Annotated in this window: 23 protein-coding genes; 12 read left to right on the forward strand and 11 right to left on the reverse strand. The window is 64.7% G+C overall.

Going from position 1 to position 23,352, the window contains the following annotated elements; all coding sequences use genetic code 11:
• Positions 1–71: 71 nt before the first annotated feature.
• Positions 72–635: an extensin family protein gene (locus tag RAM60_RS08815; RefSeq protein ID WP_369027080.1), complete on the forward strand. Its 564-nt coding sequence runs from the start codon at positions 72–74 to the stop codon at positions 633–635.
• 24 nt (positions 636–659) lie between these two features.
• On the opposite strand, the gene RAM60_RS08820 is transcribed toward RAM60_RS08815, so the two are convergent.
• From RAM60_RS08820 to RAM60_RS08850, 7 genes are all read right to left on the reverse strand, one after another.
• Positions 660–1,289: a response regulator transcription factor gene (locus RAM60_RS08820; RefSeq protein ID WP_369027079.1), complete on the reverse strand. Its 630-nt coding sequence runs from the start codon at positions 1,287–1,289 to the stop codon at positions 660–662.
• Positions 1,290–1,415: 126 nt separating this feature from the next.
• The gene (locus tag RAM60_RS08825) at positions 1,416–2,168 is read right to left on the reverse strand and encodes a proteasome-type protease (protein WP_369027078.1); all 753 of its coding nucleotides are present in this window, start codon (positions 2,166–2,168) and stop codon (positions 1,416–1,418) included.
• 19 nt (positions 2,169–2,187) lie between these two features.
• A complete protein-coding gene (locus RAM60_RS08830) occupies positions 2,188–3,003 on the reverse strand; it encodes a transglutaminase family protein (protein WP_369027077.1) in 816 nt (271 codons plus the stop codon).
• Positions 3,003–3,947 carry an alpha-E domain-containing protein gene (locus tag RAM60_RS08835; protein ID WP_369027076.1) on the reverse strand — a complete coding sequence of 315 codons (945 nt, stop codon included), beginning with the start codon at positions 3,945–3,947 and terminating at the stop codon, positions 3,003–3,005. The genes RAM60_RS08830 and RAM60_RS08835 overlap by 1 nt, the downstream gene beginning before the upstream one ends.
• 1 nt (position 3,948) lies before the next feature.
• Positions 3,949–5,376, reverse strand: a complete 1,428-nt coding sequence (locus tag RAM60_RS08840; RefSeq protein ID WP_369027075.1) for a circularly permuted type 2 ATP-grasp protein — start codon at positions 5,374–5,376, stop codon at positions 3,949–3,951.
• A 59-nt stretch (positions 5,377–5,435) separates the two neighbouring features.
• Entirely contained in the window at positions 5,436–6,203 is a 768-nt protein-coding gene (locus RAM60_RS08845; protein ID WP_369027074.1) for an esterase/lipase family protein, read from the reverse strand.
• Positions 6,204–6,258: 55 nt separating this feature from the next.
• The gene (locus RAM60_RS08850) at positions 6,259–6,795 is read right to left on the reverse strand and encodes a DUF3617 domain-containing protein (RefSeq protein WP_369027073.1); all 537 of its coding nucleotides are present in this window, start codon (positions 6,793–6,795) and stop codon (positions 6,259–6,261) included.
• 96 nt (positions 6,796–6,891) lie between these two features.
• Here RAM60_RS08850 and uvrB point away from each other — a divergent pair, with 96 nt between their 5' ends.
• The 4 genes from uvrB to RAM60_RS08870 all read left to right on the forward strand — a co-directional run bounded on the left by uvrB (position 6,892) and on the right by RAM60_RS08870 (position 12,112).
• The gene (gene uvrB / locus RAM60_RS08855; RefSeq protein WP_369027072.1) at positions 6,892–9,087 is read left to right on the forward strand and encodes an excinuclease ABC subunit UvrB; all 2,196 of its coding nucleotides are present in this window, start codon (positions 6,892–6,894) and stop codon (positions 9,085–9,087) included.
• A gap of 90 nt (positions 9,088–9,177) precedes the next feature.
• The gene (locus RAM60_RS08860) at positions 9,178–9,960 is read left to right on the forward strand and encodes a class I SAM-dependent methyltransferase (RefSeq protein ID WP_369027071.1); all 783 of its coding nucleotides are present in this window, start codon (positions 9,178–9,180) and stop codon (positions 9,958–9,960) included.
• A 46-nt stretch (positions 9,961–10,006) separates the two neighbouring features.
• Complete coding sequence (locus RAM60_RS08865; RefSeq protein WP_369027070.1) at positions 10,007–11,503, forward strand: S10 family peptidase; 1,497 nt, start codon at positions 10,007–10,009, stop codon at positions 11,501–11,503.
• A 54-nt stretch (positions 11,504–11,557) separates the two neighbouring features.
• Entirely contained in the window at positions 11,558–12,112 is a 555-nt protein-coding gene (locus tag RAM60_RS08870; protein ID WP_369027069.1) for a hypothetical protein, read from the forward strand.
• On the opposite strand, the gene RAM60_RS08875 is transcribed toward RAM60_RS08870, so the two are convergent.
• Positions 12,069–14,105: a protein-disulfide reductase DsbD family protein gene (locus RAM60_RS08875; RefSeq protein ID WP_510640404.1), complete on the reverse strand. Its 2,037-nt coding sequence runs from the start codon at positions 14,103–14,105 to the stop codon at positions 12,069–12,071. The genes RAM60_RS08870 and RAM60_RS08875 overlap by 44 nt on opposite strands.
• 67 nt (positions 14,106–14,172) lie before the next feature.
• Here RAM60_RS08875 and RAM60_RS08880 point away from each other — a divergent pair, with 67 nt between their 5' ends.
• Positions 14,173–15,387 (forward strand): FAD-dependent monooxygenase, encoded by a 1,215-nt coding sequence (locus RAM60_RS08880; protein ID WP_369027067.1) that lies wholly within the window; start codon positions 14,173–14,175, stop codon positions 15,385–15,387.
• On the opposite strand, the gene RAM60_RS08885 is transcribed toward RAM60_RS08880, so the two are convergent.
• From RAM60_RS08885 to hemC, 3 genes are read right to left on the reverse strand one after another with little or no spacing between them, the layout of a single operon-like run.
• On the reverse strand, positions 15,384–16,271 hold the full coding sequence (locus RAM60_RS08885) for a hypothetical protein (protein WP_510639616.1): 888 nt from the start codon (positions 16,269–16,271) through the stop codon (positions 15,384–15,386). The genes RAM60_RS08880 and RAM60_RS08885 overlap by 4 nt on opposite strands.
• A gap of 55 nt (positions 16,272–16,326) precedes the next feature.
• Complete coding sequence (locus RAM60_RS08890; protein ID WP_369027064.1) at positions 16,327–17,007, reverse strand: uroporphyrinogen-III synthase; 681 nt, start codon at positions 17,005–17,007, stop codon at positions 16,327–16,329.
• Positions 17,004–17,933 carry a hydroxymethylbilane synthase gene (gene hemC, locus RAM60_RS08895; RefSeq protein WP_369027063.1) on the reverse strand — a complete coding sequence of 310 codons (930 nt, stop codon included), beginning with the start codon at positions 17,931–17,933 and terminating at the stop codon, positions 17,004–17,006. Before hemC ends, RAM60_RS08890 begins: the two co-directional genes overlap by 4 nt.
• A gap of 47 nt (positions 17,934–17,980) precedes the next feature.
• Here hemC and tsaD point away from each other — a divergent pair, with 47 nt between their 5' ends.
• From tsaD to RAM60_RS08925, 6 genes are all read left to right on the forward strand, one after another.
• Positions 17,981–19,021, forward strand: a complete 1,041-nt coding sequence (gene tsaD, locus RAM60_RS08900) for a tRNA (adenosine(37)-N6)-threonylcarbamoyltransferase complex transferase subunit TsaD (RefSeq protein WP_369027062.1) — start codon at positions 17,981–17,983, stop codon at positions 19,019–19,021.
• Positions 19,018–20,007 (forward strand): NAD(P)H-dependent glycerol-3-phosphate dehydrogenase, encoded by a 990-nt coding sequence (locus RAM60_RS08905; RefSeq protein WP_369027061.1) that lies wholly within the window; start codon positions 19,018–19,020, stop codon positions 20,005–20,007. The genes tsaD and RAM60_RS08905 overlap by 4 nt, the downstream gene beginning before the upstream one ends.
• A complete protein-coding gene (locus RAM60_RS08910; RefSeq protein WP_369027060.1) occupies positions 20,004–21,506 on the forward strand; it encodes a lipopolysaccharide biosynthesis protein in 1,503 nt (500 codons plus the stop codon). The genes RAM60_RS08905 and RAM60_RS08910 overlap by 4 nt, the downstream gene beginning before the upstream one ends.
• A gap of 48 nt (positions 21,507–21,554) precedes the next feature.
• Complete coding sequence (locus tag RAM60_RS08915; protein ID WP_369027059.1) at positions 21,555–22,295, forward strand: OmpA family protein; 741 nt, start codon at positions 21,555–21,557, stop codon at positions 22,293–22,295.
• Between the two features lie 108 nt (positions 22,296–22,403).
• A complete protein-coding gene (locus RAM60_RS08920; RefSeq protein ID WP_200981030.1) occupies positions 22,404–22,877 on the forward strand; it encodes a helix-hairpin-helix domain-containing protein in 474 nt (157 codons plus the stop codon).
• Positions 22,878–22,954: 77 nt separating this feature from the next.
• Positions 22,955–23,305 carry a response regulator gene (locus RAM60_RS08925; RefSeq protein ID WP_510639620.1) on the forward strand — a complete coding sequence of 117 codons (351 nt, stop codon included), beginning with the start codon at positions 22,955–22,957 and terminating at the stop codon, positions 23,303–23,305.
• Positions 23,306–23,352 lie beyond the last annotated feature (47 nt).

Here is a 23,352-nt window from a genome sequence, read left to right on the forward strand (position 1 = left end):
TCCTCGCGGTGGCGGGATGCGGCGCTGTTCCTGACAGCAGGGCTCCAAAGCGCGTCAGCACCGAAGCTGGCATGCCGACGATCTCCCAGATGCGACCCGAGACGGTCCAGTGCCAGTCCGAACTGGGCAGGACCGGATCCAGCTTCGCGCCGCTGCCGGACAAGTATTACGGAGCCGGCTGTTCCGCGCTGAACGCCGTAAAGCTCGATGGAATCGGCGGGGACAATGGCCAGTTCGTGGTCACCAACCTCGGCCCTCTCGCATGCCCCGCCGCCAATACGCTGGCAAGCTGGGCGCGCTTCGGGGTCGATCGCGCCGCTCGCCAGATCATGGGCAGCCCCCTCAGGCGCCTTGAGACCATGGGCAGCTATTCCTGCCGCAATGTTGCCGGCACCGGGCGCCTGTCGGCCCACGCGCGTGCAGAGGCTGTCGATGTCTCGGCTTTCGTGCTGGCCGACGGTCGGCGCATTTCAGTCAAGGACGGCTGGTCGGCCTCGCCAAAGGAACGCGAATTCCTGCGTACCGTCCACCAGAGCGCCTGCAAGCGCTTCGGCACCGTGCTCGGCCCCGATTACAACGCGGCGCACCACGATCACCTGCACCTCGAATTCGGTGGCAGCTCTTACTGCCGTTGAGCGAACCGAAGGGCTGTTGCCGCCCTATCCCGCGACGATCCTGGCGCCGCCTTCCAGATGGGCTTCCATCCGCAGGCGGACAGCCTGGCTGGGATGTTCGGCCCCCAATTTCGTCATCATGTTGGCGCGGTGGATTTCCACCGTGCGCGGGCTGATCGAAAGCTCGCGCGCAATCATCTTGTTGCTGCACCCTTCGGCCAGCCAGTCGAGGACTTCGCGTTCGCGCGGGGAGAGGGCGGCAATGCGGTTGCGCGCCTCGACCATCTTCCGCCGCGCCTCGGCATAAGCGTCGGCCTCGCAGCCGATGCGGGCAATGGCATCGCCCAGTCGTTCTTCACGCAAGGGCAGGCTGAGATAGTCGAGTGCACCTGCCTTTATGGCCTCAACCACCCGGCCAGGCCGGGGTTCGAACGAGGTTCCGACCACCGGCAGCCATTTTCCATCGACCGCCAGTGCCCGCAGCACACGCGCAACGCCCCCACGATCCGGATCGTCGTAGGCAAGCACGACTCCGCGAACCGGATTGTAGGAGAGAAGCTCCGAAGTGTCGGCGTAGACTTCGCAATGGTAACCAAGGTCGAAACCGAGATAGGCCTGTTCGGCCCGGGAACGACTTGATCCACCGACGATATGAAGGTTTTGTCGTGTTTCCATGGACATAGGCATGACGCAATACGCAAATTTGCGAAATCCGGATCACTACCTATTCGGATGTATACGTCGTTCTACTGCCCGTAGACTTGGGCATTCGCGCCGGTTTTCAAGTCATCCAATTTGGACCTATTTATCGTCCCCGCGATAGAAACTGTAATCCGGCAGGGAATGGAAGGCGTTCTTGAGTGCATCGCCCCAGCTTGAAGAGATGGCCTGGAAATAGGGATCGTCATGATTCACGCGATGCTGGTGTGATGGTTCGTAGCTGTCGCGCTCGATCACCTGCAGGTCCAGCGGCAGTCCGACCGAAAGGTTCGCCTTGAGCGTCGAATCGAAACTCACCATCAGCAGCTTCACCCCATCTTCGAGGCTCATCTGCCGGTCGTAGCCACGTATGATGATCGGGCGCCCGTATTTGGTTTCGCCAATCTGGAAAAACGGCGTGTCGTGGCTGGCCTCGATGAAGTTGCCCTCGGGGTAGACCATGAACAGGCGCGGCTCCATGCCAGCGATCTGGCCGGCGACGATGATGGAAGCGGTGAACTTGCCCTGTCCGCGCGCGCCGTTGGCATCCTGCCGGTCGCCGATGACCCTGCGCAGGAGCCGCCCGATCTCGGTCGCGACCTGGAACATGGTCGGACTGCCGAGAATGACGTTGTCGCGCTCCCCGGGCTCCTTGCTGCGTTCTTCCAGCAGGCTGATCACCGCCTGGGTCGAAGCGAGGTTTCCGGCGGTCATCACGGTAATGATCCGCTCGCCCGGAACGGTCCAGGTGAACATCTTGCGGAACACTGAAATGTTGTCGACGCCCGAATTGGTGCGCGTGTCGCTCATCAGGACGAGGCCCTTGTCGAGCACCATTCCAACACAATAGGTCATTGATCCGAATCTCCGGCAGCTATTGCTGCACTTGCTGCTGTTCGACCGCGACGTCCACCTCCAGCACGGCAGAAGCCCCGCCGAAGCTGATGCCGGTCACCGGCGCGGCATCGCGATAATCGCGTCCGGTCGCGACGCGCACGTATCGGGCATCAGGACTGATGCCATTCGAAATGTCGAAGCCGACCCAGCCGAGACCTCCGACATAGGCTTCCGCCCAGGCGTGGCCGGCCTCCTGCTCGATGCGGTCGTTCATCATCAAATATCCGCTGACGTAGCGCGCCGGCACATCGAGCGCGCGGGCGATGCCGATGAAGATATGCGCATGGTCCTGGCAGACCCCGCTGCCCTGCGCGAAAGCCTCTTCAGCCGTCGTGCGTGAATGGGTTGTCCCGGTCTTGTATTCTACCTGTTCGAGGATGCGCGAGGACAGGCGATGGAGCATGTCCAGCCGGTCGGTCCCCCCGTCGGTAAGCTGTTTCATGAGCTTGCGCATCCCGCCACCCGGCTTCGTGCGCGCGGTCTGCGACTGGAAGCTCCACAGGGGGAGGTGGCCCGCATGGCGACCGATAACCCCGGCCTGGTCGCTGGTTTCAACCACGCCGCGGCACGTCACGGTTACTTCCTGCGCGCCGCTCTCCACCCCGATCAGGGTGACGGTGTTGTGATGCTGGTCCTCGAATGTCAGTTCGGGATGGGCATTCAGATACTCCATGTCCCATTCGATGATCCTCTGCCCCTGCGTCTCCTTCGGCGTCAGCCGCAGCCGCTGCAGGGCATGTACGACAGGAGCGTGGAAGCGGTAGCGGGTGGTATGGCGGATCGAGAGGCGCATCAGGAGAGGAACCGGTAATCGTCGGCGATCGCATTCGCGATGGCGGAGTTGGTCGATACGAATTCGACGAGGAATTCGTGGAGCCCCTGGTCGAACACCTCTTCGATGGTCAGACCGGTCAGGTGCGTGTCGGAATCGCGCATCAGGGCGTTGCTCTGCCCTTCATGCCCGTGCAGCCGTGCGAGCGCCGTCAAGGTCTCGCGCAGGGCCGAGTGACAGAAGGCAAGGCTGCGCGGAAAACGGTCGTCAAGGATCAGGAACTCGCAGATCCCGCGCGCATCGATCTGGCCGGCATTGAGCCAGCGAAACGCGCGGTCGCCCGAAACCGAGCGCAGCACCTGGTCCCACTGGCCGGTGTCGAGGCTCGACCCGACATAGGATAGCGACGGCAGCAGCAGGTAGTACTTGATGTCGAGGATGCGGGCGATGCTGTCCGCCCTTTCGAGGAAGGTCCCGGCGCGGGCAAAGTGATAGCCTTCGTCGCGCAGCATCGAACCGGCCATGGCGCCATGGGCCAGGGTACCCGCGCGGCGGATCGTCGCGACGATGTCGAGCACGCGATTCTCGCCAACCGGGCGGGCAAGCTGGTCCTTCATCACCAGCCAGTTCTCGTTGATCGCCTCCCACAATTCGCCGCTGATCGCATTGCGAGCAAGCCGCGCATTCTGGCGGACCAGCCCGAACATGGCGAGGATCGAGGACGGATTGTCCTTGTCGCGCAGGATGTGGTTCCAGGCCTGCATGCCCGTATAGGTACCGTGCTTCGCCTCGTAGCCAGCGCGCTGGCCGGATGTGGCGATGACCGACCGCCACTCCTCCTCCGCCGTCACGAGATCGCGGGTCAATGCCATGCGCAGGCCCGCATCGAGCAGGCGCGCAGTGTTCTCCGCCCGCTCGAGGTAGCGGAACATCCAGAACAGTCCGTTTGCTGTCCTCCCGAGCATATCAGTCCTTCAGCACCCAGGTGTCCTTGGTGCCGCCTCCCTGGCTCGAGTTGACGACGAGCGAACCCTCTCTCAGCGCTACCCGGGTCAGGCCGCCGGGCGTGATGTCGATCTTGTCGGGCGAAACAAGGACGAACGGCCGCAAGTCAACATGCCGCGGGGCGAGCCCCTTCTTGGTGAAGATCGGGCAGGTGGAAAGTGAAAGCGTCGGCTGCGCGATGTAGTTCTCCGGATGCGCCACGATCTTGCGGCGAAACTCCTCGATCTCCTTCTTGCTCGAGGTAGGGCCGATCAGCATGCCGTATCCGCCCGATCCGTGGACTTCCTTCACCACCAGTTCGGCGAGGTTGTCCAGGACGTACTTGAGTTCGTCCGGGTCGGCGCAACGGTGTGTCTCGACATTGGGCAGGAGGGGCTTCTCGCCGGTATAGAACTCGACGATTTCAGGCATGAAGGAATAGATCGCCTTGTCGTCGGCGACACCCGTACCGGGGGCATTGGCAATGGTGATCCCGCTAGCGCGATAGACGTCCATGATGCCCGGTACGCCCAGCACGCTGTCCTCGTTGAAAGTCAGCGGGTCGAGGAAGTCGTCGTCGACACGGCGATAGAGCACATCGACCGGCTGGTATCCCGCGGTTGTCCGCATTGCGACGCGGCCATCGACCACGCGCAGGTCGCTCCCCTCGACCAGCTCTGCGCCCATCTGGTCGGCAAGGAAGGCATGCTCGAAATAGGCGGAATTGTAGATGCCCGGCGTCAGCACGGCGACAACTGGCTTGTCCTGCGCACATTTGGGAGCGCAGGCGGCGAGGCTCTTCGCAAGGCGCCGCGGATAATCCGAAACCGCCTCCACCGGCATGCGCATGAACAGCTCGGGGAACATCGCCATCATCGTTTCGCGGTTCTCGAGCATGTAGCTGACGCCCGATGGCGTGCGGGCATTGTCCTCCAGCACGAAAAATTCGTCCGGACCGGTACGGACAAGGTCGATGCCGACGATATGGGTATAGACCCCTCCGGGAGGGGTGAAGCCGACCATGTTTGGCAGCCATGCGGCATTGTCGCGGAACAGCCGTTCCGGAATGCGACCCGCGCGGATGATCTCCTGCCGGTGGTAGAGATCGTGCATAAAGGCGTTGAGAGCAGAAACACGCTGCTCGATCCCGCGGGTGAGCTTGCGCCATTCGGCGGCCGTGATCACCCGGGGCACCATGTCGAAGGGGATCAGCCGTTCCTCGGCCTCGTCCTCGCCATAGACATTGAAAGTGATGCCGGTCTTGCGGAAATTGGTCTCTGCCTCGCCGTGCTTGCGCTTCAGCAGGGCGGTCTTCTGCTCATCGAACCAGCTGCAATAGGAGGCATAGGCTTCGCGCACGGTGCCGTCGGCATTGTGCATCTCGTCGAAATTTCCCGCGCTTGCGCTCATTGTCCCCCGGGGATTCGACCGGAGGAGAACCCGCCGGTGACTTACAGGAACACAAGCATTCAGGCGCGGTCAAGTTCCGAAAGCACCACCGCTATGGCTTCATTCGTCATGACGAGGCCCATATGCGAGCAGCGAACCGCTATCGCGCGGTCGCGTTCGCCGGGTTTGCCGCAAGCGCAACGCGGGTGCACCACCCCGTCGCGCGGGCTCCAGATGGCCACCGTCTCGACAGGCGGCTTCTCCGACAGGACGGTATCGATCTCCGGTTCGTCCACGCGGTGGCCGGCAATGGCCTGGTAGGCACGCCAGCCGTTGTTGGCGCGCGGGCTACCCGAGAAGGGCGAGCCCATGGTGATGACCTTGGCAACTTTCTCCGGGTGCTTCTTGGCCAGCTCGCGGGCCATGATGCCTCCGAGCGACCAGCCGACGAGGATGATGGGTTCACGGTCCCGGCCGAACAGGTCCAGAAGCCGTTCTTCCACGCGCGCAAAACGGTCTGCTGTGGCGCCCAGATTGTAACCCAGACCCCATTTCTTGGCGACATGCCCGGCCTGCTCCAGCTTCCGCGCCATCCAGCGCATCCGGATCGGGTGGGCCCCGAAGCCCGGCAGGAGCATGACAGTCTTCGGCGTTCTGGCGGGTGTGATTTCAAGCGGCTTGCCCAGCTTGCGACGCAGTGGCTCCAGCGGCCACAGGAATTCGCGCAGCAGCAATTGCCAACGGGGGCCGCGCGCATCGTCGGGGCAAGGCTCGGCTGCCAGCGACAAGCGCCGGGCCAGTTCCTCGCGGTCGATGAAAGTCGTGTCTCGGAACGGTAATGTTGCCATCACCGCGTAATAATGCACGGAGCCGGTCAAAGGCTCCCGAAAATCATCTGGTCATTCAACCGTCGCAGTTACCGATCCGCTCCTGGTTCGATTTCATGGTCATCTTCATGGTTTTGCCGTCGGGAGTCTTGGCATCCATCGTCATTGTCATGTTCGACGAGGTCGAGGTGCCCGTACCCTGCATCGTCATGCGCGCCATTCCATGTTCGGGTCGCGAGCAAGTCATGACCGCGTCGATCGTACCGCCATCCGCATCGAACTTCTCGAAGCTGCAGTCCTCGTTTTTCTGCGCCTGGCGGGCCATCTCCTCGAAGCCCTTCTCCGCCTCCTCCTTGGTGAGGCAGTATTCGTGCGTTTGCGGACCGACCGAGATCATCTGCTTCATCATGTCCTGAAACTGCTTCGGCGCTCCCGGCACCTCGACATTCACCATCTCGACCGTGGCGCGGTACTTGCCCGGTTCCGGCTTCACCATGTCCTTGGACTTGGCCGCCGCCTCTTCCATCGTGATAGTGCCATCGCCGTCGGCATCGGGACTCCCGCAGGCAGCAACCGTGGCAGTGGCAAAGGCAAGCAGGACAAAGCGACGCATCAGATATCTCCCCTAAGGTCAGTTCCAAGCTAACAGTGCGATGGCGCGGCGCAAGCGAAGTTGCAGCAGCGACTTTTGTTCCCCATATGTGCGCGCATGGCAGAACTCGTTATCCGGCGCGGACTAGAAGAACCCGATACCACGGGGGAATTCGTCCCGCACAAGCCGGTTCGCCCCGACAAGTCGATGGGCGGGCGCAAGTTCAAGCTCGTCTCCGATTACGAACCCGCCGGCGACCAGCCGACCGCCATCGCCGAACTCGTGGCGGCAGCGAAGGAAGGGGAGCAAACCCAGACCCTGCTCGGCGTCACCGGGTCGGGCAAGACCTTCACCATGGCCAAGGTCATTGAGGAATTGCAGCGACCGGCGCTGATCCTCGCGCCGAACAAGATTCTCGCCGCGCAGTTGTATGGCGAATTCAAGAGCTTCTTTCCCGAGAACGCGGTCGAGTATTTCGTCAGCTACTACGACTACTACCAACCCGAAGCCTATGTGCCCCGGTCCGACACCTACATCGAGAAGGAAAGCTCGGTGAACGAGGCGATCGACCGGATGCGGCACTCGGCCACTCGCGCGCTGCTCGAACGCGATGACGTGATCATCGTTGCCTCGGTATCTTGCCTGTATGGCATCGGCTCGGTCGAGACCTATTCGGCGATGATCTTCGACCTGAAGAAGGGCGACACGCAGGACCAGCGCGAGATCATCCGCAAGCTCGTCGCGCTGCAGTACAAGCGCAACGATGCCGCCTTCCAGCGCGGCAATTTCCGCGTCCGCGGCGACAGCCTGGAAATCTTCCCTTCGCACTACGAGGACATGGCCTGGCGTGTGTCTTTCTTCGGCGACGAGATAGAGGAAATAAGCGAGTTCGACCCGCTGACCGGCAAGAAGGGTGCAAGCCTCGACAAGGTGCGCATCTACGCCAATTCGCACTATGTCACGCCCGGCCCGACGATGAAGCAGGCCATGGCGGCGATCAAGTTCGAGCTCGAAGAGCGGCTCAAGGAACTGCACGAGGAAGGCCGCCTGCTCGAAGCGCAGCGGCTGGAACAGCGCACCAATTTCGACCTCGAGATGATCGCCGCCACCGGCTCATGCGCGGGGATCGAGAATTACAGCCGCTTTCTCACCGGCCGCCTGCCCGGCGAGCCGCCGCCGACGCTGTTCGAATACCTGCCCGAGAACGCGCTGCTGTTCGTCGACGAGAGCCACCAGACCGTGCCCCAGGTCGGCGCGATGGCGCGCGGCGACCACCGGCGCAAGATCACGCTCGCCGAATACGGGTTCCGCCTGCCGAGCTGCATCGACAACCGCCCCCTGCGCTTCAACGAATGGGACGCGATGCGCCCGCAGACGATCGCGGTATCCGCCACGCCCGGCCCATGGGAGCTCGACCAGTCGGGAGGCGTCTTCGCCGAGCAGGTCATCCGCCCCACCGGCCTCATCGACCCGCCGGTCGAGATCAAGCCGGTCGAGGACCAGGTCCAAGACTGCATCGAGGAATGCAAGAAGACCGCCAAGATGGGCTACCGCACGCTCGTCACCACGCTGACCAAGCGGATGGCCGAAGACCTCACCGAGTTCATGCACGAAGCGGGCGTGCGCGTGCGCTACATGCATTCCGACGTCGAGACGCTGGAGCGCATCGAACTGATCCGCGACCTGCGCCTCGGCGTCTATGACGTGCTGGTCGGCATCAACCTGTTGCGCGAAGGCCTGGACATTCCCGAATGCGGGCTGGTCTGCATCCTCGATGCCGACAAGGAAGGCTTCTTGCGTTCCGAAACCTCGCTCATCCAGACCATCGGCCGCGCCGCGCGCAATATCGACGGGCGGGTGATCCTCTACGCCGACCGCATCACCGGCAGCATGGAACGCGCGATGGCGGAGACCGAGCGCCGCCGCGAAAAGCAGCGCGAGTACAACGAGGAACACGGCATCACGCCGCAGACGATCAAGCGCCAGATCGCGGACATCGTCGCGCATACCGCGTCGCAGGACGGCGTCACCGTCGACACCGGGGATGACGAGCGCAACAACCTCGTGGGCCACAATCTGCGCGCCTATATCGAGGATCTCGAAAAGCGCATGCGCGCTGCCGCAGCCGATCTCGAATTCGAGGAAGCCGGACGCCTGCGCGACGAGATCCGCCGGCTCGAGAACGACGAACTGGGCCTCGGCGATGGCGAAAAGCGCGCGCCGATGGTCGGACGCTCCAACGAAGGCAAACCAGGGACGCACAAGACCCGTTACGGCAAGACAAGATACAAACGCATGGGCGGCAAGCCCTAGAGCAGTTTGTCGCCCCGCAACGGCGTTCGTCCGATAGTCCTTGCCTCATCGGGCACGTCACGCGATGCCCTGCGCCAGGGGAGAACTGTCATGACACCTAGGTTCCTGTTCGCGATGGCACCCGTCGCGCTCGTCCTGTCCGCCTGCGCCACGACCGCCGTCGATCCGACGCCTGCAGTCGATACTGCCGCCATAGCCAGCGCCGTCGCGGCTTCCGACCGGCCCGAAAACGCGCGCAAGATGGACGAAGGCCGCAAGCCCGCCGAAGTCCTCGCATTCCTCGGTCTCGAGCCCGGCATGGTCGCCGCAGACCTGTTCACCGCAACCGGCTATTGGGCAGAGATCATGGGCCATGTCGTTGGCGAGAACGGCAAGGTGATCGCCTACCAGCCCGACCAGTTCTACAACGACGACAAGAGCAAGGCGGCCTGGGCCGAACTAATCGCCCGCACTCCTGCAGTGGAGATGGCGCGTCACCCGTTCGATGCCTTTGCCCCGCCCGCCAGTTCGCTCGATTTCGCGATCGTCAACGACTCCTACCACGACCTTTACTGGACGAGCGAACAGTACAAGATCCCGTTCACCGACCCCAAGGCCTATGTCCGCGCGCTCTATGCCGGGATGAAGCCGGGCGGGATCGTCGGTGTGATCGACCATGTCGGCCTACCCGGCGATACCCGGGCGGTCGTCGATGCAGTCCACCGTATCGATCCGGCGGTGGTTCGCGCAGATTTCGAGGCCGCCGGCTTCGTGTTGGAGGCTCAAAGCGACGTTCTGGCCAACCCGGAAGACGACCATACCAAGCTGGTTTTCGATCCGTCCGTTCGCGGAAAGACCGACCGCTTCGTCTATCGCTTCCGCAAGCCGCGCTGATCCTCGCGATCTTGCCTGCATTGCCGACCCTGCCATAGGAGAGCGCATGACTGCCCGGATCCTCGCCCTGCTTGCCGCAAGCTCGGCCCTCGCCCTCAGCCCCGCCCATGCCGCCGACAAGGACGCGAGCGAGAAACCTGCCGCTGCCCCCTACGAAGCAAACAGTGCGTCCAAGCGCTTCAGCGGGACTTTCGGCGGGCGTTCCGTGAGTTACACCGCGACGGTTTCGGAGCAGGTGCTCAAGGACGACAAGGGCACAGCCAAGGCTGCGATCGTCACTACCGCATATGTCGCCGAGCCGCGCGACCCGAACCGCCCGGTCACCTTCCTGTTCAACGGGGGGCCGGGCTCAGGTTCGCTCTGGCTGCAGATGGGAGCTTTCGGGCCGAAACGCGTCGCCATCCCGTCAAATGCCAGGGACGACGGCGGGCCGCCCTATCCGATCCTCGACAATCCCGATTCACTGCTCGACGTGACCGACCTCGTGTTCATCGACCCGGTGGGCACCGGATGGAGCCACACGATCGGCGACACCGACCCCAAGGATTACTGGGGCGTAACGCAGGATGCGAAATCGGTCGCACAGGTCATCCGCCAATGGCTCAGCGAGAACGGACGCTGGAACAGTCCCAAATACCTTGGCGGCGAGAGTTATGGCACGACCCGCAGTGCGGCGGTCGTCAACGAGCTGGAGGGAGGATACAACGACGTCTCGCTCAATGGGGTGATCCTGATTTCGACCGTGCTCGATTTCGCCGCCGGGGCGGAAACCGAAGGGGCCGAGCTGGGCTATATCACCACCCTTCCCTCCTTCGCCGCGACCGCACTCTATCACGGCAAGGCGAGCGCCCCCTCGGTCGAGCAATTCGTTGAGGAAGCACGCCAGTTCGCCATCGGACCTTACGCCGCCTTCCTGCTCAAGGGGCAGAAGGCCAGCGCGAACGAACGCGCTGCAATTCGCGGCGAACTCGCCCGCTTCACGGGTCTCAGCGAAACCTATCTCGAAAGCGCAGACCTGCGAGTGACATCGGGCAGGTTCTACAAGGAATTGCTGCGTGACCGTGGCCAGACCGTGGGACGGCTCGATTCGCGCTACACCGGCAAGGACTACGACAATGCCGGAGAATACCCTGACAACGATCCGAGCTTCTACGGCATCGACGGCGGCTATACTGCCGCGGCCAACGCCTACATGCGGGACACCATCGGCTACAAGACCGAGCGACAGTATGTGACGATTGGTGGGGTAAGCGAATGGGACTGGCGCCTCAATGGCGGGCGCGACAGCGATGCCTATCTCAGCGTCGCCCCCTATCTCGGCCGCGCGCTGCGCGAGAATTCGGGCCTGCGCATCTATGTCGGGCAGGGCTGGTACGATTTCGCCACGCCGTTTTTCGCTGCCGAGTATGCACTCAGCCGCACGGGATTTCCGCAGGACCGGATCGAGTTCCATTACTACGACGCGGGACATATGATGTACGTCCGCGACGAGGATCGGGCCAAGCTTTCGCGCGATATCAGGGCATTCATCCGATCGCGCTGAGGACAGTCGTCGCAGGGCAGTTGAATGCGCGCGCGCCTGTGCCATAGCGCGGGAATGCGTCGCTCTCTCGCTCTTCTGCCGCTGCTTCTGGCCGCCGCCTGCAAACCGCCCGCGTCGGACGAGTATGTCGAACGCTCGCGCATTGCCGGCGATGCGAGCGGGCCTTCGGAACCTGCGCCCTCTCCCGATAGCGAAGGTGCCATCTGGGCACCCTCGGGCAAGCCGCAACGGTTATTGTATGGCAAGCCGGGCGGACGGCCGCTGATGGCGCTCGAATGCGAGACGACACAAGGCATCCCGCTGCTCGCCTACACGCGGTTCGCCGCGGCCGACGCCCATGCCAAGGCCATCCTCGCACTTATCGGCAATGGCCATGTTTCGCGCCTCAAGATCGACGCGGTGGAACATAAGGGCGCATGGTTGTGGAAGGGTGCCGTCGCAGCGGAAGACCCCCTGCTCGATGTCCTGACGGGTGCGCGCGAGGTCGAGGCGACGGTGCCCGGCGCCGGAAGCCTCATCCTCAATCCCAGCAACTTACCGGGCGAGCTGGTCGAAGCCTGCCGCGCTATCGCGAAGCCCGCGCCTTCTCTGCCAGCAGATCCGGCGTAAGCACCTGCGGCAGCTGCTCCGCATCCTGGCCGGGCGCATACCACAGGTAGAGCGGGACGCCTGCGACGCCCTGCTGGGTCAGCATGCGCGAAATCTCCTCGTCCGGCCGCGTCCAGTCGGCGCGGATCGCAATGACCCCGGCCTTGTCGAAAGACTCCTTCGTGTCCTCGCGTTCGATCGCGACGCTCTCGTTGACCTTGCAGGTCACGCACCAGTCGGCGGTGAACCACAGGAACACCGGCCGCCCCGTTGCGCGCGCCTGCGCGAGCGCCTCATCGCTGAAGGCGACCGGCTTGAGCAGGCCCTCGGCGGCTCGTACCTGAGCTTGCGGCTGCGGGAGGAATGCCAGGGCTGCGCCCATGAAGAGGGCCAGCACTGCAAAGACCGGGCCCGACCTGCCTTGTGCTTGCAATCGCCCGGCCAATGTGAGCCAGAGTAGCAGGACCATCCCCAGCAACAGGGTCATGAACAGGAAACCAGCCCCGCCGATGCGCCAGATGAGCCAACCCAGCGCCAGCACCGTCAACCCCATCGGCAGCGCCATCCAGCGCCGGAATTTCTCCATCCATGGTCCGGGCCTGGGCAAGCGCGCGCGGATGGCAGGCACGAAACCGACAAGGAGGAACGGCAGCGCAAGCCCGATGCCGAGCGCGACGAAGACGAGCAGGCCGTCGAGTGGCGGGATCACCAGCGCGGCACCCAGTGCGAGCGCCATGAAGGGTCCGGTGCACGGTGTCGCGACGAATGCCGCCAGGAGGCCCGTCGCAAACGAACTGCCGCGCGATGGTTTGCCGCCCGAAATGGCGAAACCCGGCACCTCGAAGACGCCAAGAAAATTCGCGGTCAGTGCCAGTGCCAGGAGGAAAAGGCCCACCACCACGACCGGGTTCTGCAACTGGAACGCCCAACCGACCTGCTCGCCCGCAGAGCGCAGTGCTAGGATCGCCAGCCCCAATCCCGCGCATGCCAGCACAACCCCTGCTGCATAAGCGAGCGCATCGTGCCGCGCCGCATGCTCATCGCCCCCGGCCTTTGCCAGGGTCAGCGCCTTCAGGCTGAGGATCGGGAAGACACACGGCATGACGTTGAGCAGCATCCCGCCGACGAGTGCTGCCAGTAGCAATTGCCACAGCACCGGCTGCGGCCCGCCGCGGACCGGCTTTACGCCTTCGAGTGGCACATCGGTAGGCATGGCCGAGAACCGGACGCCGGTACCGTTGCCGAGGTCGAGAATGCCTTCGATCCTTGGCGGGCGCGGTGTCGCTTCGAACTCGACGGTGTCAGGAATGGCGATTGACGCCAGCGGCACCTCGACGACCAGAAGGTCCCCCTCGCGGATGAAGGTCTGGGTCCCCGTGTAGATGACCTGCTGGCCCTGCCCGATATCACCGGTGGCGATGAAGAGGTGCGGTTCGCCCGCCAGATCGCTCACTGCGGGGAGCGGAATGCCGATCCTGAGGCGATCGCCCTTGAACTCGAAGCCTGCTTCCGATCCCAGCGGCGGAACGATCGCGGCCCGCCATTTGCCGAAGCGCGGGTCCCTCGCCAGTTTGGCGGGATCGAGGGTCAACTGCGCTTCCTGGGGTACGCAGATCTTGTCGGTGCAGGCGAGGTAGCTCGCGACGACCGATATCGGCGCGGTGTTGCCCAGCGCTGCCTGTCGCGGAACCGTGATGGGAACGAGGACCGTAAACGGCCCTTCGTAGATATGGTTCATCAGGTCACCGACCACCAGCCGCTGCGGCAGGGGATACTGCGGTTCCCCGGCCTTCCAGCCATCGGGCAGTTGCCACTTGAGATCCATGCCCAGCCCCGCATCGCCGGGGTTGGACCAGTATCCATGCCATTCGGGGGATGACGGCGTGAAATGCAGCGCCAGCGTCCATTCCTGCCCCGGTCGGGGCTGACCATCAGCCACGAGTTCGACCGATATCCTGTCGCTGCCGATACCCTGGGCATTGACGGGCGCGGCGAAGGCCAGCGCCAGCAGCATGAACAGTGCGGCGACGCGCTCCAATATCCTTGCTTCGATCACGCCGCTCGCTCTAGGGATGCCGCCGATGACAGACAAGCGTGACCTGCTGATCCTGGGCGGTGGCCTGGTGGGAATGACCCTGGCGCTCGCCGCCGCGAAGAAGGGATTGTCGAGCCACGTCGTCGACCGTGCCGACCCGTCCGAACTGACCGCGGAAGGCTTCGACGGACGGGCCTCGGCCATATCGACGGCAAGCTGGCGCCTGTTCCGCAATATCGGTCTCGAAGACGCGCTCGAACCGCACGGCTGCGATATCGCCGCCATCGCGGTCATGGACCAGATGAAGCCGGGCCGGATCGATTTCCGGCCCGAGCCGCACGAAGGCACGCTCGGACGCATGTTCGCCAACCGCCAGCTGCGACTCGCATTGCACGAGGCGGCGGCCAAGGAACCGCTCATCGCCTGGCACGCGCCGGTGACCGTGGTCGATCGCCAGCGCGGCGAATTCGGAGTCTCGGCAAGGCTGGCAGACGGCACGGTGCTCGACGCGACGCTGATGGTGGGTGCGGAAGGACGCGGCTCGCCTTCGCGTGAAGAGGCGGGCTTCAAGATGGCCACCTGGGACTACAGCCACCGCGCGCTTATCGTCGGCCTCGACCATTCCAAGTCGCACGAGAATGTCGCGTGGGAAATCTTCTATCCCGACGGTCCTTTCGCCCTGCTGCCCATGCTCGACGGACCGAACGGCCAGCATCGCAGTGCGTTGGTGTGGACGGTGGACGAGAAGGATGCAGCGGGCGTGCTCAAGCTGTCCGACCGTGCCTTCCTTGCCGAAGTGCGGAAGCGAATGGGCGATATCCTCGGTGATCTGACGCTCAACAGCCAGCGATCGTCCTGGCCGCTCAGCTTCCAGCACACAGCGCGCATCGTCGAACACCGCCTCGCCCTGATCGGCGACAGCGCGCACGGGATGCACCCGATTGCCGGTCAGGGGTTAAACCTTGGCCTGCGCGATGTGGGCGCGCTGGTGGAGGTGCTCGAGGAGGCGCTCCGGCTCGGCCTCGACCTCGGCGATGCGCAGGTGCTCAAGAAATACGAGGAATGGCGCGCGCTCGATTCCCTGATGGTCATGGGCGCAACCGACGGCCTGACGCGCCTGTTCGGCGTCCCCGGCAAGGCGGCCAGTGCCGTGCGCCGGTTCGGCATGGCCGGAGTGCAGCGTTCGGGCTGGCTCAAGCGCTTCTTCATGGACGAGGCGCGCGGTGTATCGGGGCGCCTGCCGGAAATGCTGAAAGCCTAGTTTTCGGCGAGGCTCGGCTGCGAGATACGGTTGCCTGCCCCATCGCGCAGGCGGCGCGGTTCGAGCACGGCGGCGGTCTCGATCAGGTCGAGCGCCTGCTGGGCCGCAGCGTAACGCTCGGCATCGCGAATCCAGCCATCGGCACTCTCGGCACCCGGCAGATTGCGCACTTCGGCAATCGCCGCTTCGGTCCGCCCGCTTTCGAGGAACATCCGCGCCCGTTCGAGCCGGCGTTGCGGCTGCGGCGACGGGGCGCTCTCACGACGCACCACGAAGAGGCTGCCGAGCTCCTCGCGAAATCGCGCGAAACCGCCCTTGTTCGTCGGTTCCGCGAGACGCGGCGCAAGGCCTTCGAGGCGTGCAGTGAGCTGGTCCAGCGTCACCGGATTGCGGCTCGATCGGATCAGCGTGTCGACCGCGTTGGGCATGGCATCGCCGAAGCGCAGGCGCAGCTGGTCGGCGAGGTAACCGAGTTCGGCGCCCTTCTCGATCGCGCGACGGGTGGCAAAGGCGATGAGCAGTCCCTCGGCGCGCGCGGCATTGCCGGCGGCGGCCTGAGCCTGCAGATCGAGCCTCGCGAGGCGCTGTTCGGCAGCGGCAAGGCGCTGGTCGATCCCGCCCTGCTGCTCGGCCACTCTCTCGACTGCCTTCTGGGCAGCGGCCTGACTGGCCGTCGCACTGGGCGTAGGTGACGGGTCGGTGGTTGGACTCGCCGCGACCTGCTCTGGAGCATCAGCCGTGATTTCCACGGACGAACCGCTGCCGTTGAGCTTGTAGACTGCGTAACCGACGAGTGTCCCGCCGAGCACGAATGAGGCAAGCACAGCCATCAGTACGGGCCGCCCCGAAGGCCCCGTGCGCCTGCTGCTGGAAAAATCGTTCATAGTATCCGTTCTGCGACCCCGACATCCGCCATCAGGATGCGACCCTCTCCAAGGCTCAGTTCTGGCATAAAGATTCCGCCAATGCCAGCATGTCGGCATCGGTCGGGGCGGCTGCGATGTGGATGGATCGCCAGCCTTCGCCACAGGCCGCGGCCACGCGCGGGCCGATGGCGATGAGGTCGACCTGCGAGCGGTCGAGCGAATTCCTATCGAACTCCTCGCACAGCCGCTGTGCAGCGCTGGCGGAATGGAGCATCGCCACACCGCCCCCGCGCAAGGCCGTCATTGCTTCTGGAGGAAGAGGTTCGGGCACGGTGCGGTAGACCACCTGCGTCTCCACCCTGATCCCTTCGGGTAGGTCCAGCGGTACGCGGTCTTCCCCGGCGAGCCTGAGTAGCCGGAGCTCGCGTCCGCCAAGCTGGTCGACCAGCTGCTGGAGTCCGCCCCACCCCGTGCTCGCGACAAGGAAGCCTGCGGCGCGCGCCGTCTCGGCTGTGGTCTCGCCGACGGCATGCACCGGAAGGCGATCGAGCCTTTCCAGTTCCGCACCCGCATGGCGCCACACGTTCGCGCTGCCCACGAGCAGTCCGTCGAATTCGTCCGGATCGGTGATGTGCCACTCGACAGGTTCGACGACCGAGAGCGGTGCGCCCTGTACGTCGAGGCCCATTGCCCGCGCCGTTTCGGCGGTAATCGACCAGCCCGGCTCCGGCCTGAAGACGAACAGCGGCTTCACGCCAATCCGTCGAACAGGCGGACAACCTCGGGAGGCGCAGACCCGAGCAGCTTCCGGGCGAGTTCGAGTGGCGCATTATTGTCGCCATCATCGAAGGTCGCGGCTTCCTCGACCCTGACGCTTCCGTCTGCGCTGTAGATCGCCGCACGCAGGTGCAGCCGGTTGCCATCGCGCTGCGTCAGGGCCGCGATCGGGCTGCTGCAGCCGCCACCCAAGCCTTCGAGCAAGCGCCGTTCGGCGCGGATTTCGGCATGGCTGTCGGCATGATCGATGGCGGCCAGGAGGTCGCGCACCTTCGCATCGTCGCTCCTGCACTCGATCCCGATGGCTGCCTGTGCCGGGGCCGGCAGCCAGTCTTCGGGGTCGAGCCTGACGCCGACTTCGTCCTCCCCCAGCCGGTCGAGCCCAGCTGCTGCCAGGAATGTGGCATGGGCCTCGCCCGCTTCGAGCTTCGCAATCCGCGTGGCGACATTGCCACGAATGGGCACGACCTCCAGATCGGGGCGCACATGAAGCAATTGCGCCGCCCGGCGCGGTGCGCTGGTGCCGACGCGCGCGCCCTGCGGAATCCCGGCAATCGAGGGCGCGCCGAGCAGGCGGTCCGCCTTGTCCGCGCGTGGCAGGATGGCAGCGATCGCGATCTCTGCTGGCCTGATGGTCTCGACGTCCTTCATCGAATGGACGGCGATGTCTATCCGGCCATCCACCAGCCACTGATCGAGTTCGCGGGTCCACAGGGCCTTGCCGCCGATTTCGGCGAGCGGGCGGTCTTGTATCCTATCGCCGCTTGCTACGACCGGGACCAGTTCGACGGCGGATTCGTCCCAGTCGTGGGCCGCGCACAGGCGCGCACGGGCCTCGTGCGCCTGCGCCAGGGCAAGCGGCGAACGCCTGGTTCCAAGACGAATGATCGGTGAGACTGGCATCGGGTTTGCTTGCCCTAGCGAGCAGGGGCGCTAAGGGGAAGCCACTGATGACACTGGTTCTCGGCATAGAAAGTTCCTGCGACGAAACCGCAGCCGCGCTGGTCGACGGTGATCGCCGCATCGTGGCACAGCGCATCGCTTCGCAGGACGCGGAACACGCGCCCTATGGCGGTGTCGTCCCGGAAATCGCCGCGCGCGCTCATGCAGAGCGCCTCGCTCCGATGATCGAAGGCGTTCTTGCAGATGCGGGTATTACCCTCGCCGATTGCGACGCGATTGCCGCGACCGCCGGCCCGGGTCTCATCGGCGGAGTCATGGTCGGTCTCGTCAGCGCCAAGGCGCTCGCCATGGCGAGCGACACGCCACTGATTGCGATCAACCATCTCGAAGGCCATGCCCTGAGCCCGCGCCTGGCCGACGCCAGCATCGGCTTCCCATATGTCCTGCTGCTGGCGTCGGGCGGCCACTGCCAGATCCTGCGGGTCGACGGCGTCGGACGCTACAAGCGCCTTGCCACCACGATCGACGATGCGCTGGGCGAAGCGTTCGACAAGACCGCCAAAATCCTCGGCCTCGGTTTTCCGGGCGGCCCCGCAGTCGAGCGCAAGGCAATGGAGGGCGATCCCTCGGCGGTTCCCCTGCCGCGCCCGATGGTCGGCAGCGGCGAGCCCCATTTTTCTTTCGCAGGATTGAAGAGCGCCGTCCTCCGCGCGCACGAAAGCGGCCAATTCGAAATCGCCGACATCGCTGCCAGCTTCCAGCAGGCAGCGGTCGATTGCGTCATCGACCGGTTGAGGGTCGCACTAGCGGAAACCGACGATATCGACACGCTGGTCGTCGCGGGCGGCGTGGCCGCGAATGCGACGGTTCGCGCAGCACTGGAGCAGGTGGCGGCAGACCACGGCATGCGTTTCGCCGCGCCGCCGCCCAAGCTGTGCACCGACAACGCCGCGATGATTGCCTGGGCCGGGGTCGAGCGCCTTGCGCTGCCGGAATTCTCCCCCGCCCCGCTCGATATCTCGGCCCGCCCGCGCTGGCCGCTCGATCCCGACGCCGCACCCGTTCGCGGTGCCGGAGTGAAGGCATGAGCGTCGGCGTCCTCGGTGCGGGCGCATGGGGGACGGCGCTCGCGCAGATGCTGGCGAGCGACGGGCGCGAGGTGCTGCTGTGGGCGCGCGAGGAAGAACTCGTCACCGAAATCAACGCGCAGCACACCAACTCGATCTTCCTGCCCTCCGCAGACCTGTCACCCGGGGTGAAGGCGACCAACGACCTCGCGGAAATGGCAGCGCTGGACACGCTCCTGGTGGTCACTCCGGCGCAGCACATGGGCAGCGTGCTGGGCGCAATGCCCCGACACCCGCGCGACCTCGTGCTGTGCTCCAAGGGGATCGAGGCGGGCACCGGACGACTGATGAACCACGTTGCAGCCGACGCTGCGCCCGGAAGCGCGATCGCAGTCCTGTCGGGCCCGACATTCGCGCATGAGGTCGCTGCCGGATTGCCAACCGCGGTTACGCTGGCCTGTGGCGGGGGCGAGGATCAATGGGAGCGTCTGTCGCCGGTCATCGCGCGCCCGACCTTCAGACCATACTTCTCCGACGACGTCACCGGGGCGGAAATTGGCGGGTCGGTCAAGAACGTCCTCGCCATCGCCTGCGGAGTGGTCGATGGCCTCGGCCTTGGCCAGAATGCCCGCGCTGCCCTGATCGCACGCGGATATGCCGAGATGCTGCGTTTTGGTGAGGCACTTGGGGCCCGGGTCGAGACCTTAGCGGGCCTCTGCGGCCTCGGCGATCTCGTCCTTACCTGTTCCTCGACCTCGAGCCGCAATTTCTCGCTCGGCAAGGCACTGGGAGAGGGTCACAGCGCAGAAGAGCTGATGGCCGATCGCAGGACGGTGGCCGAAGGCGCGCATACCGCACCCGTGCTCGTCGAACTCGCCGCACGCCATGGTGTCGCCATGCCGATCGTCACCGCCGTTTACGGCCTCATCAAGGGCAACGACCCGCGCGCTACGGTCTCGGCCCTGCTTTCGCGGCCCTTGCGCGCCGAGCAGGAAAACGCCGGATGAGCGCCGACCATTCCGACGAGGACCTGACCGCACTCGCAAAGGGCGGACGCCAGAACTTCATCGGTTTCCTCCTGCGCCTGCTTGCGCGCCTGCCGTTCCTGTTCATCGCCGGGCGCCTTTATGGCCCCGACGCGCTCGGTCGCTTTGCTTCTGCCCTGGTCGTGGTCGAACTCGCAGCGATGATCTGCGCGATGGGCGAGAAGCGCGGGCTGGCCCAACGACTGACCGAAGGAGAGGACGCCCACCCTGCCAACCTCGTCTATGACGGCATGCTGCTGGCGGTCATGTTCTCGGCGGTCGCGGCTGCCTTCTTCTGGCTGGTCCCTGCCCCCTTGTTTCCCTCGGGCCAGTTTACCGAACTCGACCGCCTGGTCGTGCTGGCCATCCCGGGATACGCGCTGACGGAAATCGTGCTCGCGGCGCAGGCCTATCGCTACGACATCGCGACAACCGTGCGCGCACGCGCGGTGGTCGAGCCGTGGACGATCTCTATCATGGCCGGGGTGTTCTATTTCATTCCGGCGACGAGCGAATCCGGTCTCGCGCTGGCATACCTCGTGTCGATTTACGCAGGCCTGCTGACAGGACTGTGGTCCTTCTTCCGCAGCTACGGCCCACCGCGCGCATGGCGACCTCATCCGTCGTACATGGCGCGGATGACAGCGAGGGCGCTTCCGCTGGCCACTGCCGATGCAATCGAGTGGGGGACGCGCAGGCTCGACATCTTCATCCTCGGCCTCTTCGCGGCGCCTGCCGCCGTCGGTGTCTACTACATCGCCCAGCAAGTCGCGAGCCTGCCGCAAAAGCTCAAGACCAGCTTCGAGCCGATCCTCGGGCCAGTCATCACCAAGAACCTCAAAACCAAGAACTACGAAGCCATCGCCAAGCAGGTCTGCCAGGTCGGTTTCTGGATCGTCGCGATGCAGGCCGGCATTGCCCTCGCGCTGGGCGTGCCGGGCGAGGCTGTCATGGGGCTCGTCGGTCCCGAATTCGTCGGCGGAACGGGTGCGCTGGCCTTCTTGCTCGCAGCCGAAGTCGTGGCCGCTACGGCCGTGGTTTCCGAAGCGGTCCTCATCTATGTCGCGCGGGTCAAGAACCTGTGGATCTCGATCGGCACCATCGTGCTGCAGGGCGTGCTCACCGTCGTTCTGATCGAGGCAATGGTGGCAGGCGGCTATGGCGAGCCTTTCAAGGCGGCCGCTGCCGCAATTGCGCTCGCCCTTGCGCTTGGCACGGCGAGCCTCGTCAAAGCGATCCTCCTGTCGAAAATCCTCGGCCAGTCGATCAACAATTTCCGCTGGGCACTGGTCTGGGCTGCGGCACCCGCCGTGGTCGTCGGCTTCATCGCCACCAAGCTGCCCGAATGGGCCGAGCTGGCCTTCGGCATTCCCGCGATCCTCGGCGTCTACGGCTGGGTCATCTGGCGGCGCGGCTTCGGACCTGAGGACCGCGTCCTGTTCAAGCGCAGCCGCAGCAAGGAAGCGGTCGAGGAAAGCTGAGCCGCGCCCGGTTGGCACGGCAGGTCAGGCTCGGCTAGGAACCCCGCCATGCGCATCCGCCCTCCCCTTGCGATCTTTTCCGGCGCCGTCCTGATCGCCGCCATAGGCTATGCCGTTGCATTGCCGACGGCAGACGATTTCGTCGCTCCGCTCCAGGCGAAAGCCAAGGCAGCCATCGACGAAGCCGGCGGCCGCGGCGTCGAGGCGGATTTCGTCGACCGGAATGGCTCGCCGACACGCCATCCGTGGCTCAAGGGCGGTCGCAGGCTCGATGACGACACCCGTGCCCGCGTCGCCCATGCCGTTGCCGCTGTCCCGGGAGTTGGCGGCGTGGCATGGGCCGATGGGACGGCGCGTGCCGAGAGCGCGAAGCTGAAATACGAACCGCTCCATTGCCAGGATGACGTCGCCGGTCTGTTGCGCACGCGATCCATCAGGTTCGAGGAAGCGTCGAGTTCGCTCGACCCTTCGAGCCGCAAGCTTCTGGACGAGGTCGCCGATGCCCTGCGTCCGTGCCTCGGTTCGATAATCTCCATCACGGGGCATACAGACAGGATCGGGAACGAGGCGGGCAATATCGCTCTCAGCATGGAGCGTGCCCGCGCCGTGCGCGAGGCGCTCGTCGGCCGGGGCATTCCCCGCGACGGGCTCAGGGCGCGCGGGGTCGGTTCCTCGGAACCGGTTGACGGCCTGACGCCCGAAGATCCTGCCAATCGGCGCATCGAATTTGCCGTGATACGGACCGAGCCGTTGACCCCCACGCCTGTCGATACCCCGGGAGCGCGTTGAGATGCCTGTCTGGTTCGAACTGGTCGCCCTGATGCTTGCAGGATATGGGGCCGGAATAGGAATTGGCTGGGTCCTGTGGGGCCGTAGCGACACCGAAAGGGATGGCGAATGACCGAACTGCTGCAAACCTACTGGCCCGCGATCGTGCTCGCGCTGGTCGTCGGGCTTGTCATCGCCTGGTACGTCTTCCGCGCCAATCGCAAGACACGCGTGACCGGCACTTTGCATGACGTGCTCGACGAGGGCGCAGCACCTGCCGAACGAAACCGTGCGCTGATCGACAGCGCCCCCGCGGCAACCGTCGACCCGGCACCGAAAGCCGCGACTCCGGCACCGTCGACGGGCGACGACCTCACCCGGATCAAGGGCCTGGGTCCCAAGCTGGCCACCACGCTGGGCGAGATGGGGATCACCGGATTTGCGCAAATCGCCGCCTGGGACGACGCCGAGATCGAGCGGGTCGATGCCCAGCTCGGTCGCTTCCAGGGGCGTATCCGCCGTGACGACTGGGTGGGCCAGGCGAAACTGCTCGCAGAGGGCGACGAAGCCGGTTTTGCAGGAAAGTACGGCAAGCTCGATTAAGGCGGGAACAATCCTTCGGAAGCGATGTTGTTCCCTCAGGGTCGTCGCCTGTTTGGAGAGCAAGGATGGGACAGCAATTGCGTGTTCTCGTCGCCGAAGACGAGCTCATTGTGGGTTACGATCTTTGCGACACGGTGGCCGAAGCCGGCTACGAAGTCGAAGGCCCCTACGACGACATTTCGTCCGCCATGCTCGCCTTTCAGAAGAACAAGCCCGACGTCGCGATCCTCGACGTCCAGCTCGGCGACGGCATCGTCTATCCGCTGGCAGAGCAGATGATGGCCGAGAACGTGCCCGTCATCTTCCACTCGGGCCAGCTGACCCCCGGCGAGGTTGCCCAGCGCTATCCCTCGGCCCAAGCACTTGCCAAGCCTTGCCCCCCGGCCGATGTCATCGCCAGCGTACAGCAGGCCCTCCACCAGCACTGACGGAGAATTTCGGAACCGGCGCCGTTCGGGATCGGTTGGGCAGGTAA

This window comes from Qipengyuania sp. RANM35, from assembly GCF_041021145.2.
In the GTDB taxonomy this organism is placed as follows: domain Bacteria; phylum Pseudomonadota; class Alphaproteobacteria; order Sphingomonadales; family Sphingomonadaceae; genus Qipengyuania; species Qipengyuania soli.